At 54.9% G+C, this 22,525-nt stretch carries 18 protein-coding genes and 1 pseudogene; 14 read left to right on the forward strand and 5 right to left on the reverse strand.

All coding sequences use genetic code 11. From position 1 onward, the window contains the following. Positions 1-65 precede the first annotated feature (65 nt). The 5 genes from J0A66_RS13780 to asnB all read left to right on the forward strand — a co-directional run bounded on the left by J0A66_RS13780 (position 66) and on the right by asnB (position 5,257). Positions 66-488 carry a hypothetical protein gene (locus tag J0A66_RS13780; protein WP_206574414.1) on the forward strand — a complete coding sequence of 141 codons (423 nt, stop codon included), beginning with the start codon at positions 66-68 and terminating at the stop codon, positions 486-488. Further along, a complete protein-coding gene (locus tag J0A66_RS13785) occupies positions 481-1,911 on the forward strand; it encodes a sodium:solute symporter family protein (RefSeq protein WP_206574415.1) in 1,431 nt (476 codons plus the stop codon). The genes J0A66_RS13780 and J0A66_RS13785 overlap by 8 nt, the downstream gene beginning before the upstream one ends. Continuing rightward, positions 1,898-2,020, forward strand: a complete 123-nt coding sequence (locus tag J0A66_RS23595; protein ID WP_277603560.1) for a hypothetical protein — start codon at positions 1,898-1,900, stop codon at positions 2,018-2,020. Before J0A66_RS13785 ends, J0A66_RS23595 begins: the two co-directional genes overlap by 14 nt. Beyond that, on the forward strand, positions 2,014-3,087 hold the full coding sequence (locus tag J0A66_RS13790; RefSeq protein ID WP_206574416.1) for an aspartate/ornithine carbamoyltransferase family protein: 1,074 nt from the start codon (positions 2,014-2,016) through the stop codon (positions 3,085-3,087). Before J0A66_RS23595 ends, J0A66_RS13790 begins: the two co-directional genes overlap by 7 nt. Positions 3,088-3,247: 160 nt before the next feature. Next, positions 3,248-5,257, forward strand: a complete 2,010-nt coding sequence (asnB, locus tag J0A66_RS13795; protein WP_206574417.1) for an asparagine synthase (glutamine-hydrolyzing) — start codon at positions 3,248-3,250, stop codon at positions 5,255-5,257. Between the two features lie 79 nt (positions 5,258-5,336). On the opposite strand, the gene J0A66_RS13800 is transcribed toward asnB, so the two are convergent. Further along, the gene (locus tag J0A66_RS13800) at positions 5,337-5,777 is read right to left on the reverse strand and encodes a hypothetical protein (protein ID WP_206574418.1); all 441 of its coding nucleotides are present in this window, start codon (positions 5,775-5,777) and stop codon (positions 5,337-5,339) included. Between the two features lie 316 nt (positions 5,778-6,093). Between J0A66_RS13800 and J0A66_RS13805 the strand changes: the two are divergent. The 3 genes and pseudogenes from J0A66_RS13805 to J0A66_RS13815 all read left to right on the forward strand — a co-directional run bounded on the left by J0A66_RS13805 (position 6,094) and on the right by J0A66_RS13815 (position 10,112). Beyond that, positions 6,094-7,055 (forward strand): annotated as a pseudogene (locus J0A66_RS13805) (PQQ-dependent sugar dehydrogenase). A gap of 152 nt (positions 7,056-7,207) precedes the next feature. After that, positions 7,208-8,128, forward strand: coding sequence for a porin (locus tag J0A66_RS13810; protein WP_206574419.1), 921 nt, complete (start codon positions 7,208-7,210; stop codon positions 8,126-8,128). Positions 8,129-8,249: 121 nt separating this feature from the next. Then, positions 8,250-10,112 carry a methyl-accepting chemotaxis protein gene (locus J0A66_RS13815; protein ID WP_206574420.1) on the forward strand — a complete coding sequence of 621 codons (1,863 nt, stop codon included), beginning with the start codon at positions 8,250-8,252 and terminating at the stop codon, positions 10,110-10,112. Between the two features lie 51 nt (positions 10,113-10,163). Here the strand turns inward: J0A66_RS13815 and J0A66_RS13820 are convergent, their stop codons facing one another. The 4 genes from J0A66_RS13820 to J0A66_RS13835 all read right to left on the reverse strand — a co-directional run bounded on the left by J0A66_RS13820 (position 10,164) and on the right by J0A66_RS13835 (position 14,905). Next, on the reverse strand, positions 10,164-10,493 hold the full coding sequence (locus tag J0A66_RS13820; RefSeq protein WP_338143897.1) for an HU family DNA-binding protein: 330 nt from the start codon (positions 10,491-10,493) through the stop codon (positions 10,164-10,166). Positions 10,494-10,693: 200 nt separating this feature from the next. Next, entirely contained in the window at positions 10,694-12,223 is a 1,530-nt protein-coding gene (gene ppx / locus J0A66_RS13825; RefSeq protein WP_206574422.1) for an exopolyphosphatase, read from the reverse strand. Next, positions 12,223-14,304, reverse strand: a complete 2,082-nt coding sequence (gene ppk1, locus J0A66_RS13830) for a polyphosphate kinase 1 (protein ID WP_206574423.1) — start codon at positions 14,302-14,304, stop codon at positions 12,223-12,225. The genes ppx and ppk1 overlap by 1 nt, the downstream gene beginning before the upstream one ends. Before the next feature lie 100 nt (positions 14,305-14,404). Then, positions 14,405-14,905, reverse strand: a complete 501-nt coding sequence (locus J0A66_RS13835; protein ID WP_206574424.1) for a glycine cleavage system transcriptional repressor — start codon at positions 14,903-14,905, stop codon at positions 14,405-14,407. A gap of 189 nt (positions 14,906-15,094) precedes the next feature. Here J0A66_RS13835 and J0A66_RS23715 point away from each other — a divergent pair, with 189 nt between their 5' ends. From J0A66_RS23715 to J0A66_RS13865, 6 genes are all read left to right on the forward strand, one after another. Continuing rightward, complete coding sequence (locus tag J0A66_RS23715) at positions 15,095-17,206, forward strand: ABC transporter permease subunit (protein ID WP_206574425.1); 2,112 nt, start codon at positions 15,095-15,097, stop codon at positions 17,204-17,206. Beyond that, entirely contained in the window at positions 17,199-18,770 is a 1,572-nt protein-coding gene (gene pstA, locus J0A66_RS13845) for a phosphate ABC transporter permease PstA (RefSeq protein WP_206574426.1), read from the forward strand. Before J0A66_RS23715 ends, pstA begins: the two co-directional genes overlap by 8 nt. A 24-nt stretch (positions 18,771-18,794) precedes the next feature. After that, positions 18,795-19,607 carry a phosphate ABC transporter ATP-binding protein PstB gene (pstB, locus tag J0A66_RS13850; RefSeq protein ID WP_206574427.1) on the forward strand — a complete coding sequence of 271 codons (813 nt, stop codon included), beginning with the start codon at positions 18,795-18,797 and terminating at the stop codon, positions 19,605-19,607. 97 nt (positions 19,608-19,704) lie between these two features. Next, positions 19,705-20,421, forward strand: coding sequence for a phosphate signaling complex protein PhoU (gene phoU, locus J0A66_RS13855; protein ID WP_206574428.1), 717 nt, complete (start codon positions 19,705-19,707; stop codon positions 20,419-20,421). A 128-nt stretch (positions 20,422-20,549) separates the two neighbouring features. Further along, positions 20,550-21,227, forward strand: coding sequence for a TIGR00153 family protein (locus J0A66_RS13860; RefSeq protein ID WP_206574429.1), 678 nt, complete (start codon positions 20,550-20,552; stop codon positions 21,225-21,227). Positions 21,228-21,239: 12 nt separating this feature from the next. Continuing rightward, the gene (locus J0A66_RS13865) at positions 21,240-22,505 is read left to right on the forward strand and encodes an inorganic phosphate transporter (protein WP_206574430.1); all 1,266 of its coding nucleotides are present in this window, start codon (positions 21,240-21,242) and stop codon (positions 22,503-22,505) included. Positions 22,506-22,525 lie beyond the last annotated feature (20 nt).

Genomic DNA, 22,525 nt, shown 5'->3' on the forward strand with positions numbered 1-22,525 from the left:
CTGATTTTTGTTTAGAGTACAAACAAATGTTAGCATGCTGACAAGCCGTTAACAGGAGACACAGCATGGGCGGTGCCACCAGGTTGCTGTTATTCTGGCTGCTGATGCTTGCGGGGGACGCCGCCGCAGTGGTGCAGTTAGAGTCAAGGGAAGGATACTTTGTACTGAATATGGAAGATTACAGTACAAATTATGATGGATTGGAAATTGTACAGTTGGTTGAGGGTGAGGCCGATTTTTCCAAGGCGCAGACCTTCGATATCACGGGGCAGCGGCAGGTTACCCTGTCCGGGTTCGCCGATGGCCACTATCAGGCACGGCTGGCTGACAGGGAGGGGGGGGAAGAGGCGGTTCTGATCGCCGAAATCCATGTCCGTCACCGCTCTCTTTATCAGGCACTGGCACTGTTCCTGGTGGGGCTGCTGGCCTTCAGCCTGCTGGTCGGATTGCTTATCGTCTACAACCGCAAGGAGGCGCAGGATGCTTGATGCCCAACTGGACTGGGGTCTTGCCCTGTCTGTGCTGATCGCGTTTGGCGTAATCTGGATAGGTTTCGGCTGGTACCTGGGCCGCGGCAACCGCAATATCGATGATTATGCCCTGGCCGGCCGTAATGTTGGACTGGCCTTTGCCACCGCAACTGCCATGGCCACCTGGATCACCAGCAATACCACCCTGGTAGCCCCGCAACTGGCCTATCAGTTTGGTGTCTGGGGTATGATAGGATACAGCCTGGCGGCTTTGGGGCTGATTCTGTTTGCTCCCATGGCCCAACGGATCAAATCCCTGATGCCCCATGGCTTCACCAGCGGCGACTTTATCCGTACCCGCTATGGCAAGCCTGCCTGGGCCGTGTTTATGGTGATTTCACTGTTTTATGCCCTGGGATGGTTGGTCAGCCTGGGCATGGCGGGGGGCATCCTGCTCTCTTCCCTCAGTGATCTTGACTACCATACCGGCATGTCGGCCATTCTGTTTATCTGCGTTATCTATACCCTGCTGGGCGGACTCAAGGCGGTTATCGCCACCGATTTCGTGCAGTCCATTCTGATCCTGGTGGGGGTGGTGATCATTGCCTGGGTCTGCATAGACAAGGTCGGTATCCCGGAGATCCATGCCCGGGTCTCTGAGTTTCAGCCCGAGCTGCTTAACCTGGCGTTCCCCGCCGCCATCATGTTCCTGTTCAACAATATCTTTTTCGGTCTTGGCGAGATATTCCATTCCAATGTCTGGTGGTCGCGGGCCTTTGCCTTCAAGACCGGAGTGGGTAAGCGCGCCTTCCTGGCCGGCGGGTTGCTCTGGCTGCCCATCCCCATAGTCACCGGGTTTGTGGCCCTGGCCGCCATCTCCCTGGGGATACTGCCGCCCAGTGCCGATATGGTGGGGCCGCTCGTGGCTGCCAAGCTGCTGGGCAGCGTGGGGGCATTGTTTGTGTTTGTCGTGGTATTTTCCGCCCTGGCATCCAGTATGGACAGCCTGCTCGCCGCCACCTCGGATTTGATTACCCAGGATGGCTACAAGCGTCTATTCAACCCTAAGGCAGACAGTGACACCCTGCTCAAAGCCAATAAATGGATTGTGATCAGTCTGGGCCTGCTGACCTGGGTCCTGTGTTTGCCCAAAGTGGCGACCCTGGGCGCATTGCTTAACTTCACCGGCGCCTTTGTGGCCTCAGCCATCTTTCCCATTGTGTTCGGATTGTACCACCCCGGTCTGACGGGCCGCTTCGCAACAGTGGCGATGACCCTGGGCACGCTGACCGGACTGACACTATATTTCCTTATTGGCTTTTATGTAGCGGCAATCAGTTCCTGCCTGGTGTCGCTCGCCTGTTGCCTGCTGGGACTCTGGTTGTTCCCGGGTAAGTTCGACTGGCAGCACTTCAAGGAGAAACAGCATGTACCTGAGTGAAACACTGCTGACGGTGCTGGTGCTGGCGGCTTGCCTTGGTACGGCGCTGGCACCCATTATTTTACTGCTGCTTTACAAGCGTGACCTGAAGGACAAATCTCTATGGTAGATCCCAAACTCGAGAAAGTGATTCAATTTGAGCGGACCAGACCGGATGTTCATGGCGATGCCCATCCGAAGAAGCTGCTCAGAGCCATAGTCGAAGATGGCGATCACCTGACCAAGTTGTCTGAACAGCATATTTATTCTGCGGATCAGTTTGATCGCGACACCCTGTTGCAACTTTTTCGTCTGGCCGCCAAGTACGAGGCCAATCCTGATCGCTTCACCACGTCCCTGAACGGCCAGATCCTGATCTCGGCCTTCTACGAACCCAGTACCCGGACCCGCCTGTCATTCGAGAGTGCCTGGCACCGCCTGGGCGGCGATATCATGTCCATTACCGACCGTTCCACCACGGGCATCGCCAAGGGCGAATCCCTGCGCGATGTGGCCGAAATGTTCAATAACTACGGCGATTGCGTGGTGTTGCGGGATTCCAAGGGAGAGTCGGTAAGGGAAATGATGGAAGCCCTGCGCATTCCCATTATCAATGCCGGCAACGGCACCGATGAGCATCCAACCCAGGCCATGGCCGATTTGTACACTATCTTTAAATGGCGTCCGGATCTGGTTTCAGATGAACCCGGCAAACCGCTGAACCTGGTGCTGGTAGGCTTTCCGGCCAAAATGCGTACCGTGCGTAGCCTGTTGAAGCTGCTCTGTTATTTCCCGGAGGTCTTTTCCAAAGTCACAGTGGTTAACGACAAAAAGAAAAACCAGATGTTTGAAGCGGGCCAACTAGAGCATCTGGAGGAGTTCGGCCTGAATGTGCAAACCGCCGATGATCTTTATGATGTGTTGCCGGAAGCGGATGTGGTCTATATCAATGCCATTTCCTGGGAGGGAAACTCCTTCAAGCAGTACGGCAAGAGCTATCATCTGGATGCGGATTCACCGCTCAAGTCGGACGCCATCATTCTGCACCCGTTGGCCAGGGGGGAGGAGCTCAGTACCAGTCTGGATAACACGCCTCACAATTGGTACTTCTCCCAGGCCAGAGGGGCGGTTTTCCTGCGCATGGCACTGTTGACCTGTCTGGTCAAGCGGGCCGAGCGTGTTTTGGATGTGATTTAGTCGATACGGACCTGCGGCTTCCTGCCTGCGGTCCCGAGTCGCTGCGCAAAAAGCGGGGTTTAGTTTCGCTCGCATTTTCAGAGTCCTGAAAATGGCGATACATCCGGTATCGCGTCCCTGAGGAAACCACGCCAATGCGGTAACGAAATAGGAGTTTTTTATGTGTGGAATCGCCGGCATTTTTGCCAATCGCCCCGAGCGGGAAGTAGATTCACAGGTACTGGTCAATATGGCCGCCATCATGCACCATCGTGGCCCGGACAATTACGGATATTGCAACCCTAAGGACGTCGGAATGGGCATGAGCCATGCCCGGCTGTCTATCATCGATCTGAATGAAAGCCGTGGTCGCCAGCCCTTTTTTCTGCATGGCGGCCAGATCATCTTTGCCCACAATGGCGAATTTTATGACTACCAGCGTCTGCGTGGTGAGCTGACTGCCCTGGGCGAGCACTTCGAAACCAAGAGCGACTCTGAAATAGTTCCTCATCTGTATATGCGCCTGGGCATGGAGGAAACCCTTAAACACCTGCGGGGAGAATTTGCCTTTGGTCTGTTTGATGAACTGCAGGATACCCTGTATCTGGTCAGGGACAGATTCGGCATCAAGCCCCTTTACTGGACCCAGACGGATAACCACATCGTCTTTGGCTCCGAGGTTAAAACCGTCCTGGCGCATCCGGAAGTGAACGCGGTAATTGACAGCCACGGCCTGTTCCACCAGTTGATTCAGGTAATGGTGCCGGGCAGGACCGCCTTCAAGGGCGTGCATCAGGTGGAACCTGGCCATATGCTGAAGATTACCCGCAAGGACGGCCGCTTTAATATTGAAACCACCAAATACTGGGACATGGACTTTCCCACTCCCCAACAGCGGCAGCGGCTGGATGATGAGTATTATATCGAAGGGGTTCGCAAGCATCTGCTGGAAGCCGTGCAACTGAGGCTTAATGCCGATGTGCCGGTGGGCTGTTATCTGTCCGGTGGCATTGATTCCTGCGCCATTCTGGGGCTGGCTTCGGCCGCATCCCAGGATCCCATCCGAGCCTTTACCATCAGTTTCGACAGTGACGAATATGACGAGGCCAGTATTGCTACCGAGATGGCCCGCGCTACCGGCGCCGAACAGGACATTCTAAAGCTCAACGCCGATCTGCTGTACGACAACTTTTCCCGTACTATCTGGCACACTGAACGGACCATCTACAATACCCTGGCCGTGGCCAAGCTGATGATGAGCCAGCATGTCCGCCATGTGGACTACAAGGTAGTGCTGACAGGAGAAGGCTCCGACGAGTTGTTTGCCGGCTACCCCGCTTTTCGCAAAGACATGTTCCTGCACGGTATGGAGGGCCTGGATGCAGAGCAGGCCGCCGAATGGCAACGTACCCTGTCCGAGTCCAACAAGTTGTTTCAGGGGGCCATGCTGCCCAAGGACGAGTATGTATCAGAGAAAATTAACGACAAGGTCGGCTTCACGCCAAGCTGCCTGCAACCCTGGCTGGGCTGCTCGGATCTGGCCAGGCAGTTGCTCAACCCTGAGATCCGCGACGAATTGAAGGACTATGAACCCGGTGCGGCTATAGCCGATCGCCTGGATGAGCGTTACCTCAAAGACAGACATCCGCTGGACAAGGCCCAGTACGTCTGGATCAAGACCATGTTGGAGGGGCAGATCCTGACCTGGGGTGGAGACAGGGTAGATATGGCCAACTCCATGGAAGCCCGGCCGGCCTTCCTGGATCACCACCTGGCCGAATTTGCCGCCACTATCCCTCCCCAGTTGCGAATCCGCGGCAGTAAAGAGAAATATGTCCTGCGCGAGGCCATGAAAGGGCTGTTACCGACCGTGCTGTACGAACGTCAGAAGTTTGCTTTTATGGCGCCCCCGGCCCATACGGACCTGAAAAAATGGAACAAACTCAAGTCTCTGTTCAAGCGTCACGCCTCTGCTGACAAACTGAAGGAGGCGGGTCTTATCGACGCGGACTTTGTGCAGACACTGATGGAGCGACAGGAAAGTCCCGACACGCCGGCCGCAGACAAGGTGCAGATCGATGCCGTACTGAACCATGTGCTGGGGGTGATGCTGCTGCATCATCATTTTGTTGACCAGGATATCAGCCAGTTGGCTCATGACAGGGCACAGGAGCTGGGCTGGGTGGTCTGAAGAAGTTGGCAGTTGGTCAGTGTCGAGGGTCGTGAAGGCATCGCGGTGAACGCCTCGCGCGGCCGCTGAGATCTGCTTATCAGGAAAAATGCATTCTGGGTTTGTGTCGCAGGCCGTAAAAAACCCAACCGGCCACAAATCCTGCCATAGCCTGGGACGCCAGTCCCAGGTGGGTGCGGGCACCGGCTATCAAAGTGATGTCCATGATCGGCTGCATTGCCAGATGGATGGTGAGGATGGCCACCAGACCGGCCAGGGGATAGAGCCAGCCGGACAGACTGCGATAATGCTTGAGCAGAAAACCGGTGACGGCAAAGGCCAGCAGCAGGCCGACAGCGATGATGGCTCCATAAGTGGGCAACAGCCCCCACCAGTCCTGCAGGCTCATACTGACCCTCTCTGACCAGGGAATCACCACCCCGGTGCCGGCCAGCTTTGCCAGTACAAACTGGGTATGGGCCACACTGGCCAGGGTAAAACAGAGCAACAGGGCTATCAGAAATCGCCAGAAAAGATGCATGGCAAGCCTCTATCAGTTGGGTGAGCTATCCCTGGTGCTGAAATGACTGGCTGCGGCATCCTTACCCTGATACCAACAGGATTCACCGTGATGGTATTAGACCGTAGAAATTTCTGTTAAAACAGGTAATTGGAACAACTTACGGCTTGGATAAAGATCATACAGGAGACCTGAGCATATGCAAGTTCAACGGAATTGGCTGCCTGTCCTGCTTACCGCTTTGTCATGCCTGTGTCAGCCGCTAAGGGCGGAGATTGGCCAGTACCGGATTGAGACCCTGGCCAGCGGTCTGCATTTTCCCTGGTCTGTGGCGGTGATGCCCGATGGCAGCTACCTGCTCACTGAGAGAAGTGGTCAGTTAAGAAAGGTGACCCAGGGGCAGGTGCCGCTCCCTGTTGGCAATGTACCCAAGGTGTTTTTTCAGGGCCAGGGCGGCTTGATGGATGTGGTATTGCATCCTGATTATAAGGACAACGGCTGGCTGTACCTGACCTATGCCCATGGCGACGAGACGGCCAATCACCTGCGGCTGCTCCGGGCCAGACTCGTTGATCATATGCTGGTGGATCAACAGATATTGTTTACCGCTCAACCGGCCAAGGCCACGCCCGTCCACTACGGCGGCAGGCTGGCTTTTCTGCCTGACAACAGCCTGGTCATTACCAGTGGCGACGGCTTCGACTACCGGGAACAGGCGCAGAATCCGGCCAGCCACCTGGGCAAACTGATTCGCCTGATGGATGACGGCAGCCTACCGGATGACAATCCGCAGTTGGAAAATGGTGCTGCCGGACTCTACAGCCTGGGTCATCGCAATCCTCAGGGGATTGCCTGGGATCCTGTCAGCGAACAGCTGTATATCAACGAGCATGGTCCGAAAGGGGGGATGAGATCAATCTGATCCGTCCCGGCAACAATTACGGCTGGCCGGTTATCACCCTGGGGATAGATTATTCAGGGGCCAGAATCAGCCCTTTTACGTCTTATCCGGGCATGATCCAGCCCCTGGTGGACTGGACGCCGTCCATTGCCCCTTCCGCATTGGTCATCTACCGGGGAGAGATGTTTCCGGACCTGGTCGGCAGTTTGTTGTCCACTACACTCAAAAGCCGGGAAGTCAGAATGGTGAAACTGCAGGGCACAGCGCTTATGGGGCAGCAAAGCCTGTTCACTGAAATAGGTGAGCGGCTGCGGGATATTGAAGTGGGGCCGGCCGGGGAAATTTATCTGCTGACAGACGCCGAAAATGGCCGTTTACTTAAGGTGACCGCACAATAACCGCAAATAATTGGCTAAATTCATCAAAGCGTCATAAAAAGTACATCATATTGTGTTTTTTACGCGGGATGTCATAAAACTGTAATAAAAATGACATAAAAAGACCGCCCATTCATAATGATGTCGTGTCGATTATTCTTGAAGGTGTCGCAGTGAAGTTTTTTTTACCCCATTCTGTTTGTGCTTTGTTTTCTGTTTCCCTGCTGGCGGTCTCTGCTGAGGCGGTTGCAGAGCCCGTTACCCTGTACGGTAAAGGAAATGTCTCTTTTCAGTCCGCCGATGAAGGAGAGGGACGCTTCACCGAGTTGAAAAGCAATAACTCCAGGTTAGGCGTCAAAGGGGATTTTTCACTGGAAAATGGTTTAACGGCATTCTATCTGTTCGAGTGGCAAATTGACCTGGCTGACCTGTCCGGCAGTGACAACTTCAAGTCCCGCAATCAGTACATTGGCCTTAAGGGCGACTTTGGCGCCGTGCTGTTGGGGCGCAACGATACCATGCTCAAGCAGTCTCAGGGCAAGATCGACCAATTCAACGACCTGGAAGCGGATATCAAAGCGCTCTGGCAGGGAGAAAACCGGGTCAGCAACAGCCTGACCTACCAGTCCCCCAGATACAGGGGATTTCAACTGGGAGTCACCTATATCGCCGAAGAAGCCCCTGAGAGCGAGCCGGGGTATTCGGTTTCGCTCAGTCATGGTGACAGCAAACTGAAGAAACAACCCTGGTTTGCCAGCCTGGCTGTGGACAGAGATGTCGCCGGCTTCGATATCCAGCGTTTCTCGCTGCAGTACAAGCTGGATGACTGGATATTCGGGGGCATAGTGCAGAGGCAGGAAGCCAGCGACACTGGATTGGAGCGGGACGGCTGGCTGGCGAGCCTGGCCTACGACCTGTCTGACTTCCGACTCAAAGCCCAGTACCAGGAACTGGAGGAGGACAGCAGCGCCTCAGTGGGCGCTGATTATCCGTTGTCTGACAACATTAAACTCTATGCCTTTTACACCAGACAGGAAAAACAAAGCAGTTCTGACAAGTCCTGGCTGGCCGCAGGCATGGAACTCACGTTTTGACCCCTGCGCTGCGAATAGTCAGCTAACAGCTTGTTATCATAAAATTTTTAGCCCAAACGACCAGGACGGACTAGGTTTGTAAGGATAGCTTCAAACAAGTAATAAAAGAGGTATCCTGACCATGACCATTAAGCAGCGCCTTATCCTCAATGCCGCCATCGTGCTGGCGGCAATCGTCCTGATGTTTATCTTGTTTGAGTCGTCGTCCGGGGCGCTGAGCCGGCTTTCCGATGCACTGGTCAAGGCAGAGCGGCTGAATTCGGACATGCTGACCCTGCGCCGGCATGAAAAGGATTTTCTGGCCCGCAAGGATATGAAGTACGTACAACGATTCAATGAACAGATGACGGATTTGCAGGCTCTGGTGACAGAACTGCAAGGCGCTTTCAGGGCGTTGGGCCTGCCGACACGGGAGTTGGATCAGACCCTGCCGTTGTTCAAGCAATATCTGCAGCAGTTCAATCAACTGGTCCAACAGCAACAGGTTATCGGGCTGGATCATGAAGATGGCTTGTACGGCTCCTTGCGCGACGCCGTTCATGAGGTTGAAGAAAAGCTCAAGCAGAGTGAATCAGATGCCTTGATGGTCATGATGTTGCAACTGCGCCGCAATGAGAAGGACTTCATGCTCAGGCGGGATGCCAAGTATGTGGACAGGTTGCAAAGTAGTCTGCAATCCATGCGCCAGGCTTTGGCGTCCTCACCACTGCCGCCGGCGCAGCGAGCCGAACTGGACAGCTTACTGGAACGCTACGGCAACCAGTTTATCGCCCTGGCTGAAGCGGAACAGCGCATCGGACTGGATGAGAGTACAGGCATCAGTGGAGAACTGCGTCGCACCATACAAGGAACCGAAGCGGCGCTGGAGCAGTTGGTGGAACGGGCCAGGAACGAAATTCAGCAGCGTGTCGAACGGGACAGTTTACTGGTGCGCGGCCTGACATCACTGGTGGCTGTGCTGGTGGCGCTGATGGCCTTTATGATTGCCAGGAGTATCCTGATCCCCATCCGCGAAGTGTGTGGCACAGTGCACAGAATCCGGGCCAATAATGACTTCACCATAGAGGTCAAAGTTTCCGGCAAGCATGAGCTGGCCGATATGTCGGAAGATATTAATCAATTGGTACAGGATTTTCGCAAGATCGTTGCCGGAATCGGACAATCTGTACAACTGCTCACGCAGACTTCCCAGGAACTGGCCCAGAGCGCACAGCAAACAGCCGGCGATATGCAAAGACAGATCGAGGAAACCGATATGGTGGCAGCAGCGGTCACAGAGATGGGCCATACGGTTAACGAAATCACCAAACATACCGAGGCCACTGCAGATAAGGCCAGGGACAGCAGTGCGCATGCCTCCCAGGGTGCCCAGGAAGTAAAAAGCAGCGTCGGACAAATCCGGGAACTGGCCCATCAGTTGACCGAGTCGGCTAATGCGGCCGGGGCGCTCGATCAGGAAAGCCAGGTCATAGGGTCAGTGCTGGAAGTCATTCGCGGCATTGCTGAGCAGACCAACCTGCTGGCGCTCAATGCCGCCATTGAGGCTGCCAGGGCCGGTGAACAGGGACGTGGCTTTGCTGTGGTAGCCGAGGAGGTGCGTAACCTGGCCATACGCACGCAACAAAGCACCGAAGAGATCAGCAAGATTGTGGCTAACCTGCAACAGCGTACCACAGACATTGTGCAGCGGGTCGAACAGAGCCATTCCCGCGGAATGAAGAGCGCCGAAATGGCCTCGGCGGTGGAGACCTTGCTGACCAGCATTCTGACGGATCTGCAAAATATCATGGACATGACCACCCAGGTAGCTGCGGCCGTGGAAGAGCAATCCATTGTCGCCACCGACGTGGGTAAGAATGTGGTGCAGATAAGGGATCTGGCTGATCAGGCCAATCAGGCTTCAAAGGAGAACAAGGAAGCAAGCGACAGGCTTGCGGAGCAGGCATCCAGTCTGAGCCTGGCGGTCAGTCGTTACAGGGTGTAGGAAAAAGCGGGAAACGACAAAAGGACAGGGCAGCGCCCTGTCCTTAAAAACTTAGTTGCAAGCGTCTTTCAGAGCCTTACCGGCTTTGAATGAAGGCAGCTTGGAGGCAGCGATCTGGATGGTAGCGCCAGTCTGGGGGTTACGACCGGTACGGGCTGCCCGCTCGGAGACCTTGAAGGTACCGAAACCCAGGATAGCCACTTCGTCACCCTTGGCCAGAGCTTCGGTAACAGCACCGGTGAAGGCGTCGATTACACGGCCGGCAGAGGCTTTGGAGATGTCTGCACGATCAGCGATAGCATTGATCAGATCAGTTTTATTCATTGGATGCTTCCTTTTGTTTTGTGTTGTTAGTGAGTGGGAGGTTGCAAGGTATCTAATGATTGATATTCCACGCTACCCCATACTCAATTCTTTAGCGACGTTTTACTGGTATGCCCAGCCCCGGAGAGTTACCAAGTTACATACCCTGGGCGCCCGGACACAATCATTATTGTTACGCCACCTGTCATATAGGTGTTTTCGAGGATGAAATCCTCTCGCACGGCCATGACATTTTCATTAATTGCCTGCCGTTGCCATTAACGCACAACCAGGCTAATCCCGCAACTCAGCATGAAACCGGCTTGCAGTTGCATATCTGCCGCGACCAGAGGAGCATTCTGCAACCAGTCGTCAGCAAATTCCAGTAATAACTTATTCTCGCGTGCTTTTGCCACTATTTGGGGCAAAAAATCGTCCTGACGCTTGATATTCAGCAGCACACCCAACTGCAGGACACATATAAGCCGACACACCTGTCCGGGACTGAACTGGGTGAATTCGGCGAACTCGGCCCGACGGACCTTTTTTCGATGATATCGCACCAGGGTCGCCAGCAACTCCTGTTGCTCCTGGTTGAAGCCGGGCAGATCGGCGTTTTGCAGTATATAGCCTGAATGATGCTGTACCCGCCGGGAATTGATTTGCAGGCCCACTTCATGGAGCAGGGCGGCCCAGCCGAGCAGATTCTGGGCCTCGTCACCGGCAATATCCCATTCTTTGGCTACCTGGTGATACAGGTTCATGGTGGTGCGCAGGACCCGGTTGGCGTGGTCCGTATCTACGTCGTAGCGGACGGCCAGGCTCTCTGCGGTGCGTTCGCGGATATCATGATGGGCGAGGCGCTCTTCCATCTCATAGATGACTCCTTCTCTGAGCGCCGCTGGCGAGAATTCCATCAGACTGATATCCAGACTGTCAAATATACCGGCCAGGATGGCCAGGCCGGCGGCAAACACCGGTACCCTGTCTTCGGTGAGTGCAGCCAGTTTCAGTTTGTCCATATGCTGAGCCTTACAGCAAAGCTCGATGAGTTTGCGCAGCTCCGCCTTACTGACCGTTCCGGGCTTCAACTGGGGATTAAGGTCTTGCGCCAGGCTGACGATGGTCTTTATGGTGCCTGAGGTGCCGATGCAAACGTCCCAGCCGAGTTGGCGGTATTTGCGGTCAATCATCTCCAGTTCCTGTCTGGCCGCCATTATGGCCTTGCTGAAGTATTTTGCTTTCAACTCACCGGCTTTGAAGAAGCGTTGGGTAAAGTTCACACAACCCATCTGCAGGCTGCGCAGCAAAACCGGCTTGAAGCCTGTGCCAATGATAAATTCTGTACTGCCGCCGCCGATATCAATCACCAGTCGCCGGCCGGCATTTTCCTGGGTATGGGCCACGCCCTGGTAGATAAGGCGGGCCTCTTCGACTCCAGACACCACTTCCACCGGATAGGGCAGGACCTGCCTGGCCGCCCTGATGAAGGCCTTGGCATTATTTGCCTTACGCAGGGTATGGGTGGCGACGATACGCACGGTATCCGGCTTGAAACCCCGCAGGCTGTCGGCAAACTGTTGCAGCGTCTCGATACCCCGCTCAATGGCTTCCGGGCTGAGATTGCCCTGTTTGTCCAGGCCGTCGGCCAGGCGGACTTTTTGCTTGACCTTATGCAGAATCTGCACGCTGCCTGCGACAATCCTGGCCACCACCAGATGGAAGCTGTTGGAGCCGATATCCAGCGCGGCCACATGGGTCACGTCCCTGGCTTCGATATCGGCGAAGGCATTGCTGAGTTGGTTCATCAGGATTGTTGCTGCTGCTTGTCTTCCAGAGCCTTCAGATAATGGTAGATTTCCACTTGCGAACGCAACTTTTTCCTGTTGCCACGCCGGACATATTTGTTGGTCTGTTCCTGGTCGATGACCCTGGCCTTGATTGTGTCCCTGAATTGGATATGCAGGATATCGATGACCCGTTTTTTCAGGATCGGGTCGTAGATGGGACAGCCCACCTCGATACGGTTGTCCATGTTGCGGGTCATCCAGTCCGCCGAGGAGATAAACACTTTCTGGTCACCAGCATTCTCAAACACCATCACCCTGGCGTGTTCCAGGAACCGGTCAACTATGCTGATAACAGAGATGTTGTCACTCAGCCCTTTTATCCCGGGGATCAGCGAACACATGCCCCGGACAATGGCCTTGATCTTGACACCGGCCTGGCTGGCTTTGTACAGATCGTCAATTAGTGCAATGTCCACCAGGTTATTGACCTTCAGCAATATCTGACCTTTGAGCCCTTCCTTGACGTTCTGTATTTCCTGGCGGATCAGCAACTGGATCTTGGTTCTGGCGTTGACCGGCGACACCTGCAGATGCTGGAACTTAAAGCGCCGGTAGGGATAATGGATAAAATCGAATACATCCACCGCTTCCTGGGCCAGTTCCTGATCGCGGGTGAACAGGCTGAAATCCGTATAGATTTTTGCCGTCTTCTCATTGAAGTTGCCGGTGCCGAAATGAGCGTAGTTGACCATCTGTCCCTGCTCTTCACGGGTAATTACGCAGAGTTTGGCATGGATCTTAAGGGTCGGCACCCCCAGCATGACCTTGACGCCGGCATCTGTCATGGTCTTGGACCATTCTATATTGGCTTCTTCGTCGAACCTGGCGCGCAGTTCTACCACCACAGTGACCTGCTTGCCGTTATTGACCGCATCGATCAGTGAATTGATGATTCGGGATTTGGAGGCAACCCGGTAGATGTTCAGCCGGATATGTTTGACGTTCGGATCAAAGGCGGCCTGGCGGATGAATTCGCTCAGGTGCAAGAAGCGGTGACAGGGATAATAAAGCAGGATGTCCTGCCTGCTGATGGCATCGAACACCGTATCATGCTGGCCGAATTCGATGGCGTTGATGGCCGGCAGGGGTGGGTTTTCCAGATATTCCCTGCCCACATTGGGAAAGCCGATAAAGTCCTTGAAATTACGATACGGGCCACTGGCGATCAGGCTGTCGTAGGAGGAAATCTTGAGTTGTTTCTTGAGAAACTCCAGCATATCCAGTGGCATGTCCCCGTCATAGACAAACCGGACCGGCTCGGCGATCAACCGCTGCTTCATGCTTTCGGACATCTTGTCCACGTAACTTTCATCTATTTCGTCGTTGATACGGTATTCCGCATCCCGGGTCATCTTAAAGGAGTAGGCCTCCAGGCTGTCGAAGGTCAGAAATCCGCGGAAAATCTGCTCAAGGCAGAGATTGATAATGTCATCCAGCAGAATAATGTGTTTCTTCTTGCGACTTTTCTCCGGCGGGATCAGCACGAATCTGGACATGCTTTCAGTGGGAACTTCGATCAGGGCAAACTGGGTCTTCTGTTCAGCCTTGCGCACGGCCACAAACAGATAAGTGGCCGCGTCATTCAGGCGTTCAACCAGCTTGACCTTGTTATGCAACAGCACCGGGGCGATATGGCGCAGGATTTTGTTCTTGAAGTAGCTTCTCAGCCAGTTGGCCTGATAGGCGTCCAATTGTTCTTTGCCAATCAGATAAATCTGATACTTGGCCAGCCTCGCCACCACTTCTGCGTGGATACGCTCGAAATCCTCTGTCATCACCAGCACCCGCTCCTGGATCTTGTCCATGAGCTGTTTGGTCAGTTCAGCGGCGTCCGGATTCTGATCATTAAGATGGATATAAATCTGACGTTTGACGTCCGCCACCCGCACCCGGTAGAACTCATCCATGTTGTTGGAATAGATACCGAGAAAGCGGATACGCTCGACAATGGGATTGCGCTTGTCGGCCGCTTCCTGCAGCACACGCTGGTTGAAGGCGAGCCAACTGAGCTCTTTGGGATAATAGGGATAGCTGCTCATGCTCATAATCTACTGGCTTGGAGTACAAAAAAACTGAAGGATTCTAGCAAGTTGCCATTGGCTCCGGCATGAAGCTTTTGTGACAGCCAGAGCCGGATCCTCAATGCCAGTCGATATCGACCACCAAATCGTTGGCAATTTTCTCCAGTGACTGACTCAGGGGGCCGAGATCAAAATCCTCCGGGATCTCGATCACCACCTGGGCCTTGAACAGGTTGCCGCCCCAGTTCGGCGCCGCCTCGCAATTGGAACTGAAACGCAGGATATTGAGTTGGAACTGATGCAGCACCGAGGTCAGCTCCTGCACGATGCCGGGCTTATCGTTGCCGAGGATCTCCAGGCTGACCTGCCGGGTTGCGCGGTCGCTTGTCTGACCCTGGACCAGGCGGATGTTCAGTTCCGGCATGGCATCCAGCTTGTCCAGCAGCGGGCGGATATTCTCGCTGGGCAGCTTGACCTCCACAAAGCCGGTAAAATGGCCGCCCATATGGGCAAAATTGCTGGCCAGCCAGTTGCCTTGCAGTTGCCTCACCGCCCGTGACACGGCTTCCATGATGCCGGGCTTGTCTTTACCCAGCAAAGTGAAAATCACTGATTCCATATTCTGCTCCTGTACGACCCACTGATTGAAATGCCGTTTGGCTATGCAGTGAAACTATAATGCAGAAGTTGTTCTTCAGCGACAAGCATGTCCACTAAGGCCGGAATTTTGTGACCTGGGTCAAAGAGTTAGTATTTCAGTTGGGGGCCCTTTACAATAGCGCCTGGCTTAAGTCATGGCGAATGGACAGTGCAGCGTGAACTCTTGAACAACAGCCCGTCGCAGATAAAGCGTAAGCGACGAGACAGACTGGCTGCCAGGATCATAACGCTGGGAGGATGGACCGTACTGCTCACCCTGGCTGTCCTTATCTGGCATTTGCTGTATGTGACCTCTCCCTTGCTGTTGTCTCCCTCCGCTGAACCTGTCAAATCCTGGCCCCTGGCCAGCGACGAAGAAGTGCTGCTGATGGAGGACTTGCGGGCAGAGCGAGCCATACTGAGCCAAAGGGATTGTCAACTGACCTTTTATCAGACAAAACCACAGGAAGACCAACTGCTTGCCCACCGCACCTTACCCCAACCCTGCAAGATAAGCAGCCGGGCTCTGCATTTCCAGGGTGGCCGTTATCTGTTTCAGTTGCATCCGGATGGGCAGCTCAGGGTCGAGCGACTCAGCCGGGTGGCGGATCAGGTCCAGCGCATTCCCGAGCAGTCCCTGTACCTGCCGATCCTCAGGCATAGCCTGGGTGAACCAGCCTGGCGGGTAGCCATATCGGATCATTGGCTTGGTGCTGCCGTCCAGGTGCGGTCCGCCTGGCATATCTACTGGGCTTCCCGACAGCAACCCACCCGGATACAGACACAAACACTGAGCGGGCAGGGGGAACTGGTCTTGTTACCGGCCATGCAAAGCGCTGCACACTTCCAGGGTAAGGAACTGACGCTGATTGGCCAGGGCCGAGCGGACAGGCTTAGCCTGGAAAGTGAAATTACCCGGGTCATCCCCTTTGCCGGCGACAAGGCGTTTTTGCTCGGCTTCAGCAGTGGCGGGGTGGAAAAGTGGTCCGGTTATAACCAGGACGGGCGGTTTGTTTACCGGCCAGTGTATTCGCTGACGGAACCCCTGTGGCTGCAGGATCTGCAAATGGCCCAGGGCAAGGATCTGGGGCTGTTGCTCGGTAAAGAGGGCAAGTTGCTGATGTTTCTGGCCACCACCGGCGAAGTCCTGGGGACCACCAGGCTGCCTGCATCAGCCCGATCCCCCTACCTGGCCGGCAACCGGCTCTATTTTCGTACCCTGGAGGGCATTGAGCAGTGGCAGATTGACAATATCAGCTCGATTGTCAGTTTTGCCAGTTTGTGGAGGCCTGTCCTGTATGACGGTTATCCCCAGGCTGACTATGTGTGGCAGTCGACGGCCGCTGAAGACAACAGTCAGGCCAAGTACAGTCTGGTCCCGCTGGTCATCGGCAGCCTGAAAGCTGCACTGGTTGCCCTGCTGGTGGCCATCCCCCTGGCCGTCGGCGCGGCCATTTACACGGCCTATTTCGTCCCCCAGCGGATACGCAACTGGCTGAAACCGGGCATTGAAATGCTGGAAGCCATTCCCTCCGTCGTAATCGGTTTTATTGCCGCCATCTGGCTGATTCCCATCGTCGAGGATTACCTGCTGGCCCTGATTCTGTTTTTACTGTTGCTGCCCCCCTGTCTGGTGGGGCTGGCATTTTTGCATCAGCCCCTGTCACGGGCATTGAGTATCAAATGGCAGTCCGGGTGGGAGTTGATATTGCTCATCCCTCTCCTGCTGACACTGGCCTGGCTGTCCTTTGTGCTGGGCGGTGAATTCCAGCAGTGGATTTGGCCAAACGGCTGGTACGAGGGACAGGACAATTACAGCAGCAAGAACGCTCTGGTAGTGGCTCTGGCTCTTGGCATTGCCATCGTGCCCAGCATATATTCACTGGCTGAAGACGCCATTTATGAGGTTCCGGCCCACCTTCAGCAAGCTTCCTTCGCCCTGGGCGCGACCCGTGGACAGACGCTGCGAAGGGTCGTATTGGTGGCGGCCTACCCTGGTATCTTTTCCTCCATCATGCTCGGCTTGTCGCGGGCCTTCGGCGAAACCATGATAGTGTTGATGGTCACCGGTAACTCGCCGGTACCGGAGTGGGATCTGTTTGCCGGCATGCGCACTCTGACCGCCAACATTGCTATTGAATTGCCCGAGTCAGAGGTGGGCAGCATTCACTACCGGATTTTGTTTTTCACCGCCTTGCTGTTATTTGTCTTTACATTTTTGATCAACACCCTGGCCGAACTGGTCCGGGGACGACTCAGGAAACATTACAAAAGTGTTTAGTCCCCGCCTGCGCATCAGCTACACAGAAGGTCTGCCCATTGTCTCCACCGCCACCCTGGTGGGGGTAATTCTGCTGATCCTCAGCGGTATGATCGGCATCATGACGGTCAAGGGTCTGGCCCATTTCTGGCCGAAGACCCTGTATCAGGTAACCTATCTGGCTGATGATGAAGAGGTGCCTAAGCAGATCTTTGCCTCTTTGCTGTCCAGGGATTTCGTTACCACAGAAGGGCAGAAGCGATGGCTGTTCAGCCAGGCGAGCCTGTTTCAGTTCAGTGATCAGCAGCATCTGATTGAACAGCAGCAGATAATCAAGATGGAGCCCCTGGAGGATCTGACCGATATTCAACTGCGAAACGGCAACCGGGTCATTGCCAGACTGCAGGGCCTGGTGGAGGGATCCCGGCCGCTGCCCATGGCGGCCCTGGACAAGCTGACGGAGAAGGTGGAAGGGCAGGTTGAGGAACTACAGGCCCTGAAGCGGGGTAAGCTGGCGGCTATTCACATGCAACTGGCTGAGTACGATCGCCGCCAGGTCAGCGCCGATGCGCCGGCCAGACAACGGCTGGTTGAAGAGTTTGAGGCGGTCAGCCAGACCCTGGCCGTTGCAGAACTGGAACTGAGCCGTTACCGGCTGCAATTGCTGTTCGACGACGGGCGGTACCATGAACTGGCCCTGGCCGAGATAGAGAGCCTCCATCGGCTCAACAGCCTGACATCCTGGCAAAAGGGGGAGCACTTTGTGCAGTCCCTCTGGGTGTTTGTCAGTGAAAAGCCTAAGCGGGCCAACAGTGCCGGCGGTGTATTCCCGGCCTTGTTCGGCACTGTGGTCATGGTGCTGATGATGACCCTGATCGTCACTCCATTGGGCGTGATGGCGGCCATTTATCTGAACGAGTACGCTCCGGAGAATGGTTTGACCTCGTTGCTTCGGGTGGGGGTGAATAACCTGGCCGGTGTGCCGTCTATTGTGTACGGGGTGTTTGGTCTGGGATTTTTTGTCTATCAGGTGGGCGGTAATATCGACAAACTGTTTTTCAGTGAACATCTGCCGGCGCCCACCTTCGGCGCGCCGGGCATTTTCTGGGCTTCTTTGACCATGGCCATGCTCACCCTGCCGGTGGTGATTGTGGCTACCGAAGAGGGGTTGCGAAGGGTGCCCGACAGCCTGCGCCAGGGCAGTTATGCGCTGGGGGCCACCCAGTTTGAAACGGTCTGGCGCACCGTTATCCCCATAGCAAGCCCCGGGATCATGACCGGGGTGATCCTTGCCATTGCCCGTGGAGCGGGAGAAGTGGCGCCGTTGTTGCTCGTGGGGGCGGTTAAATTTGCCCCCAGCCTGCCATTGGATACGGAATTTCCCTACCTGCACCTGGATCGGCAATTTATGCATCTTGGCGTATTGATCTATGATGGCGCCTTTCACAGCAATAACATAGGCCATGGTTCCTCCATGATGTTCGCTTCCTGCCTGCTGTTGTTGCTGGTCGTGCTGATCCTGAACATAGTGGCGGTCTGGGTGCGGGCCCGGTTGCGCAATCGTTATCAGGCCCTGGCCAGATAGACTCGCTTGATGGAGTAGTGTTGGATGTTTGACTATTTTGACCTGAGCCGACCGGAAGTGGATCTGGACGGGCTGGCAGACGAGGATATTGCCATCGATGTCAGGGATCTGAGCCTTAAATTCGGCAGCAAGCTGGCCCTGAAGGATATCAGGATGCGTATTCCCAAACGCCAGATTACTTCCGTTATCGGACCCAGCGGCTGCGGCAAGTCAACCCTGCTGGGCTGTTTCAACCGACTCAATGACCTCACCCCTGGCTGTGAGGTTCAAGGGGAGGTCTATATCAACGAGCGCAATATCTATCACCGCAAGGAAGATGTGGCCGCATTGCGCAGCCGGGTCGGCATGGTCTTCCAGCGGCCTAATCCTTTTCCCATGAGTATTTATGAGAACCTGGTCTATGGACTTAAAATCCAGGGTATCCGCGACAGGCGTACCCTGGACAATGCTGCTGAACAGGCCCTGCGCGATGTGGCATTGTGGAAGGAAGTGCGGGACAGGCTGTTTGATTCGGCCCTGACCCTGTCAGGCGGCCAGCAGCAGCGCCTGGTGATCGCCCGGGCCATTGCCCTGCAGCCTGATATTCTGTTGCTGGACGAGCCCACCTCGGCACTGGATCCTATTTCCACCCTGACCATCGAAGAGCTCATTACCCAGTTGAAGGAAAAGTATACTGTGCTGATTGTGACCCATAATATGCAGCAGGCGGCCAGGGTGTCTGATTTCACCGCCTTCTTGCATCAGGGCAGCCTGATCGAATACTCGGACACCAACCGGCTCTTTACCCGCCCCAAGCAACAGCAGACGGAAGAATATATTACGGGGCGTTACGGTTGATGCGTAACGAGTGACAAGTGACCTGTGACGGGTAACAAGTAAGTAGAGATGGCGGTATCCTTGTCACTTGTCACTTAAGCATATTGGCGAGACAAAGATGCAAACCATTAAACTGAACACCCATATCTCCGGGCGTTTCAACCAGGAGCTGGAAAACCTGCGCAATTCCGTGCTGACCATGGGCGGCGTAGTGGAACAACAGCTGTGTGACGCTATCAGCGCGCTACGTGACAACAACCGCGGTCTGGCAGAAAAGGTGGTGCTGAACGACATCATGGTCAATAACATGGAGGTGCAAATCGATGAGGAGTGCACCAGAATTATTGCCAAGCGTCATCCGGCTGCCAGCGATCTGCGTCTGGTCCTGGCCATCAACAAAGCCACCACCGATATCGAGCGGATCGGCGACGAAGTGGAAAGAATCGCCAAACTGATACTCAAGGGTAATTTACCCGTGTCCGAGGATATCAAAAACGGTATGATCGCCACCGGCAACCATGTAATGGAGATGTTGCGCCAGACGCTGAATGCTTTTGCCCGTATGGATGCCGAAGCGGCCATGAGTATTCATATCGGCGATCAGGAGATAGACGAGCAGTACAAGCAATTGCTGACCCAGGCGGTGGAGGAGATGCGGCAGGATACCGATGCCCTGCCTCAATGGCTGGAAATCCTGTGGGCCATGCGCTCCCTGGAAAGGGTGGGGGACAGATGTAAGAATGTCTGTGAATACATTATTTACCTGGTGAAGGGTAAGGATGTCAGACATATCTCCCGCCACGCCATGCAGGAAAAATTGCGTGAGTTACGTTAGAGGCTGACAGGAAAGATAAAGGTACCCTAAATTTGCCTGGTTTTCGCTTGATGTCATAAAAGTGAAATATTTTGTTCATATATTGCGTGCGACGCACAACCATTAAGAAGGTATGAAAAGTGCCATTTATGTCAAATAATTCGTTCCTTGAAGTTTTCGCGAAATCCCCGCTGAAACCTCTTGAAGAACATATCAATACCGTTCATCAGTGCAGCCAGGGCCTGTTGCCCTTCTTTGACGCTGTCTTCAACAAAGACTGGAAAGCCGCCGAGAAACATCAGCACGACATTTCCAATCTGGAGCGTAAGGCCGACTCCCTCAAGCGGGAACTGCGAATCAACCTGCCCGCGGGAATCTTTATGCCCATTCAGCGCCAGGATCTGCTGGAGCTGCTGAGTCAACAGGACAAAATTGCCAACCGGGCCCGGGATATTTCCGGCCGGGTGCTGGGCCGTGAGCTGGAAATTCCGCAACCTCTGCAGGAAAAATTCCTCGCTTACCTGAAGCGTTGCCTGGATGCCACGCAACAGGCACAGAACGTGACCAACGAGCTGGACGAATTGCTGGAGACCGGCTTTAAGGGCCGCGAGGTCAAGGTGGTCGAGGAAATGATCAACCAACTGGACCAGATAGAGGACGACACTGACAAGATGCAGGTCGTGATGCGCCGCGAGCTTCGCGCCATTGAGGGCGGACTCAATCCTGTGGACGTCATTTTTCTGTATAACATCATTGAATGGATCGGCGACCTGGCCGATATCTCGCAACGGGTCGGGTCCCGCCTCGAATTGATGCTGGCAAGCTAAGGGCAGTTTTTCATGGATATCTTAACCACTTATGGCTTCATGCTGATAGCCACAGCCGCTATCGTCGGTTTTTTGATGGCCTGGGGAATTGGCGCCAATGACGTGGCCAATGCCATGGGAACCTCTGTGGGCTCCAAGGCACTGACCATCAAACAGGCAATCATCATTGCCATGATCTTCGAATTCGCCGGTGCTTACCTGGCGGGAGGCGAAGTTACCTCGACCATCAGAAAAGGTATTATCGACAGTACCTACTTTGTCGATACCCCTGAGCTTTTGGTGTACGGCATGATTGCCTCTCTCCTTGCGGCGGGCATCTGGCTGGTGATCGCCTCTTATCTGGGCTGGCCTGTTTCGACCACCCACTCCATTATCGGTGCCATCGTCGGTTTTGCCGCAGTGGGCGTGAGCGCAGAAGCCGTCGAGTGGGGCAAGGTCATCGGCGTGGTGGGCAGTTGGATTGTGACGCCGGCCATTTCCGGCTTTCTGGCCTACCTGATTTTTATGAGTGCCCAGCGTCTGATATTCGACACGGAAAACCCCTTTGCCAACGCTAAGCGCTATGTTCCCTTCTATATGGCGCTGGCGGCTTTCATCATGTCGCTGGTCACCCTGACCAAGGGCCTCAAGCATGTGGGCCTGAAGATTGACACCCTGGATTCTTATCTGATTGCCTTGGTGCTCGCCGCGCTTGTCGGGATAGGAGGTAAGGTTTTTATCAACAGGATCAGGCTTGATCGCGAGGCTAACCGACGTATGCAGTTTGCCAGCGTCGAGAAAGTTTTTGCCATGCTGATGGTGGTGACTGCCTGCTGTATGGCGTTTGCCCATGGCTCCAACGATGTAGCCAATGCCATTGGCCCGCTGGCCGCCGTGGTCAGCGTGGTACAAAGTGGCGGCGAGATCGCCAGTAAGGCCAAGCTGGCCTGGTGGATATTGCCGCTGGGTGCGGTGGGCATCGTGATGGGCCTGGCTATTTTCGGCCACCGGGTCATTCAGACCATCGGCAAGGGCATCACCCATCTGACCCCGAGCCGCGGCTTCGCCGCTGAGCTGGCTGCCGCGTCAACTGTGGTCATCGCGTCCGGCACCGGCCTGCCTATCTCCACCACGCAAACCCTTGTGGGGGCCGTACTGGGCGTCGGTATGGCGCGGGGTATTGCCGCTTTGAACCTAGGGGTAATCCGCAATATCGTGGTGTCCTGGGTGGTCACCCTGCCGGTAGGGGCAGGCCTGTCCATTATGTTCTTCTTTATGCTCAAAGGCATATTTGCCTGACAGCGGTTAAGCCTCAGAAA

The sequence above is a fragment of the Bowmanella dokdonensis genome, assembly GCF_017254865.1.
GTDB lineage: Bacteria > Pseudomonadota > Gammaproteobacteria > Enterobacterales > Alteromonadaceae > Bowmanella > Bowmanella dokdonensis.

Bases quoted from the DNA above. Each gene is read 5' to 3' on its own strand.
- J0A66_RS13780 (WP_206574414.1), top strand. From the start codon at position 66: ATGGGCGGTGCCACCAGGTTGCTGTTATTCTGGCTGCTGATGCTTGCG.
- J0A66_RS13785 (WP_206574415.1), top strand. From the start codon at position 481: ATGCTTGATGCCCAACTGGACTGGGGTCTTGCCCTGTCTGTGCTGATC.
- J0A66_RS23595 (WP_277603560.1), top strand. From the start codon at position 1,898: ATGTACCTGAGTGAAACACTGCTGACGGTGCTGGTGCTGGCGGCTTGC.
- J0A66_RS13790 (WP_206574416.1), top strand. From the start codon at position 2,014: ATGGTAGATCCCAAACTCGAGAAAGTGATTCAATTTGAGCGGACCAGA.
- asnB (WP_206574417.1), top strand. From the start codon at position 3,248: ATGTGTGGAATCGCCGGCATTTTTGCCAATCGCCCCGAGCGGGAAGTA.
- J0A66_RS13800 (WP_206574418.1), bottom strand. From the start codon at position 5,777: ATGCATCTTTTCTGGCGATTTCTGATAGCCCTGTTGCTCTGTTTTACC.
- J0A66_RS13815 (WP_206574420.1), top strand. From the start codon at position 8,250: ATGACCATTAAGCAGCGCCTTATCCTCAATGCCGCCATCGTGCTGGCG.
- ppx (WP_206574422.1), bottom strand. From the start codon at position 12,223: ATGAACCAACTCAGCAATGCCTTCGCCGATATCGAAGCCAGGGACGTG.
- ppk1 (WP_206574423.1), bottom strand. From the start codon at position 14,304: ATGAGCAGCTATCCCTATTATCCCAAAGAGCTCAGTTGGCTCGCCTTC.
- J0A66_RS13835 (WP_206574424.1), bottom strand. From the start codon at position 14,905: ATGGAATCAGTGATTTTCACTTTGCTGGGTAAAGACAAGCCCGGCATC.
- pstB (WP_206574427.1), top strand. From the start codon at position 18,795: ATGTTTGACTATTTTGACCTGAGCCGACCGGAAGTGGATCTGGACGGG.
- phoU (WP_206574428.1), top strand. From the start codon at position 19,705: ATGCAAACCATTAAACTGAACACCCATATCTCCGGGCGTTTCAACCAG.
- J0A66_RS13860 (WP_206574429.1), top strand. From the start codon at position 20,550: ATGTCAAATAATTCGTTCCTTGAAGTTTTCGCGAAATCCCCGCTGAAA.
- J0A66_RS13865 (WP_206574430.1), top strand. From the start codon at position 21,240: ATGGATATCTTAACCACTTATGGCTTCATGCTGATAGCCACAGCCGCT.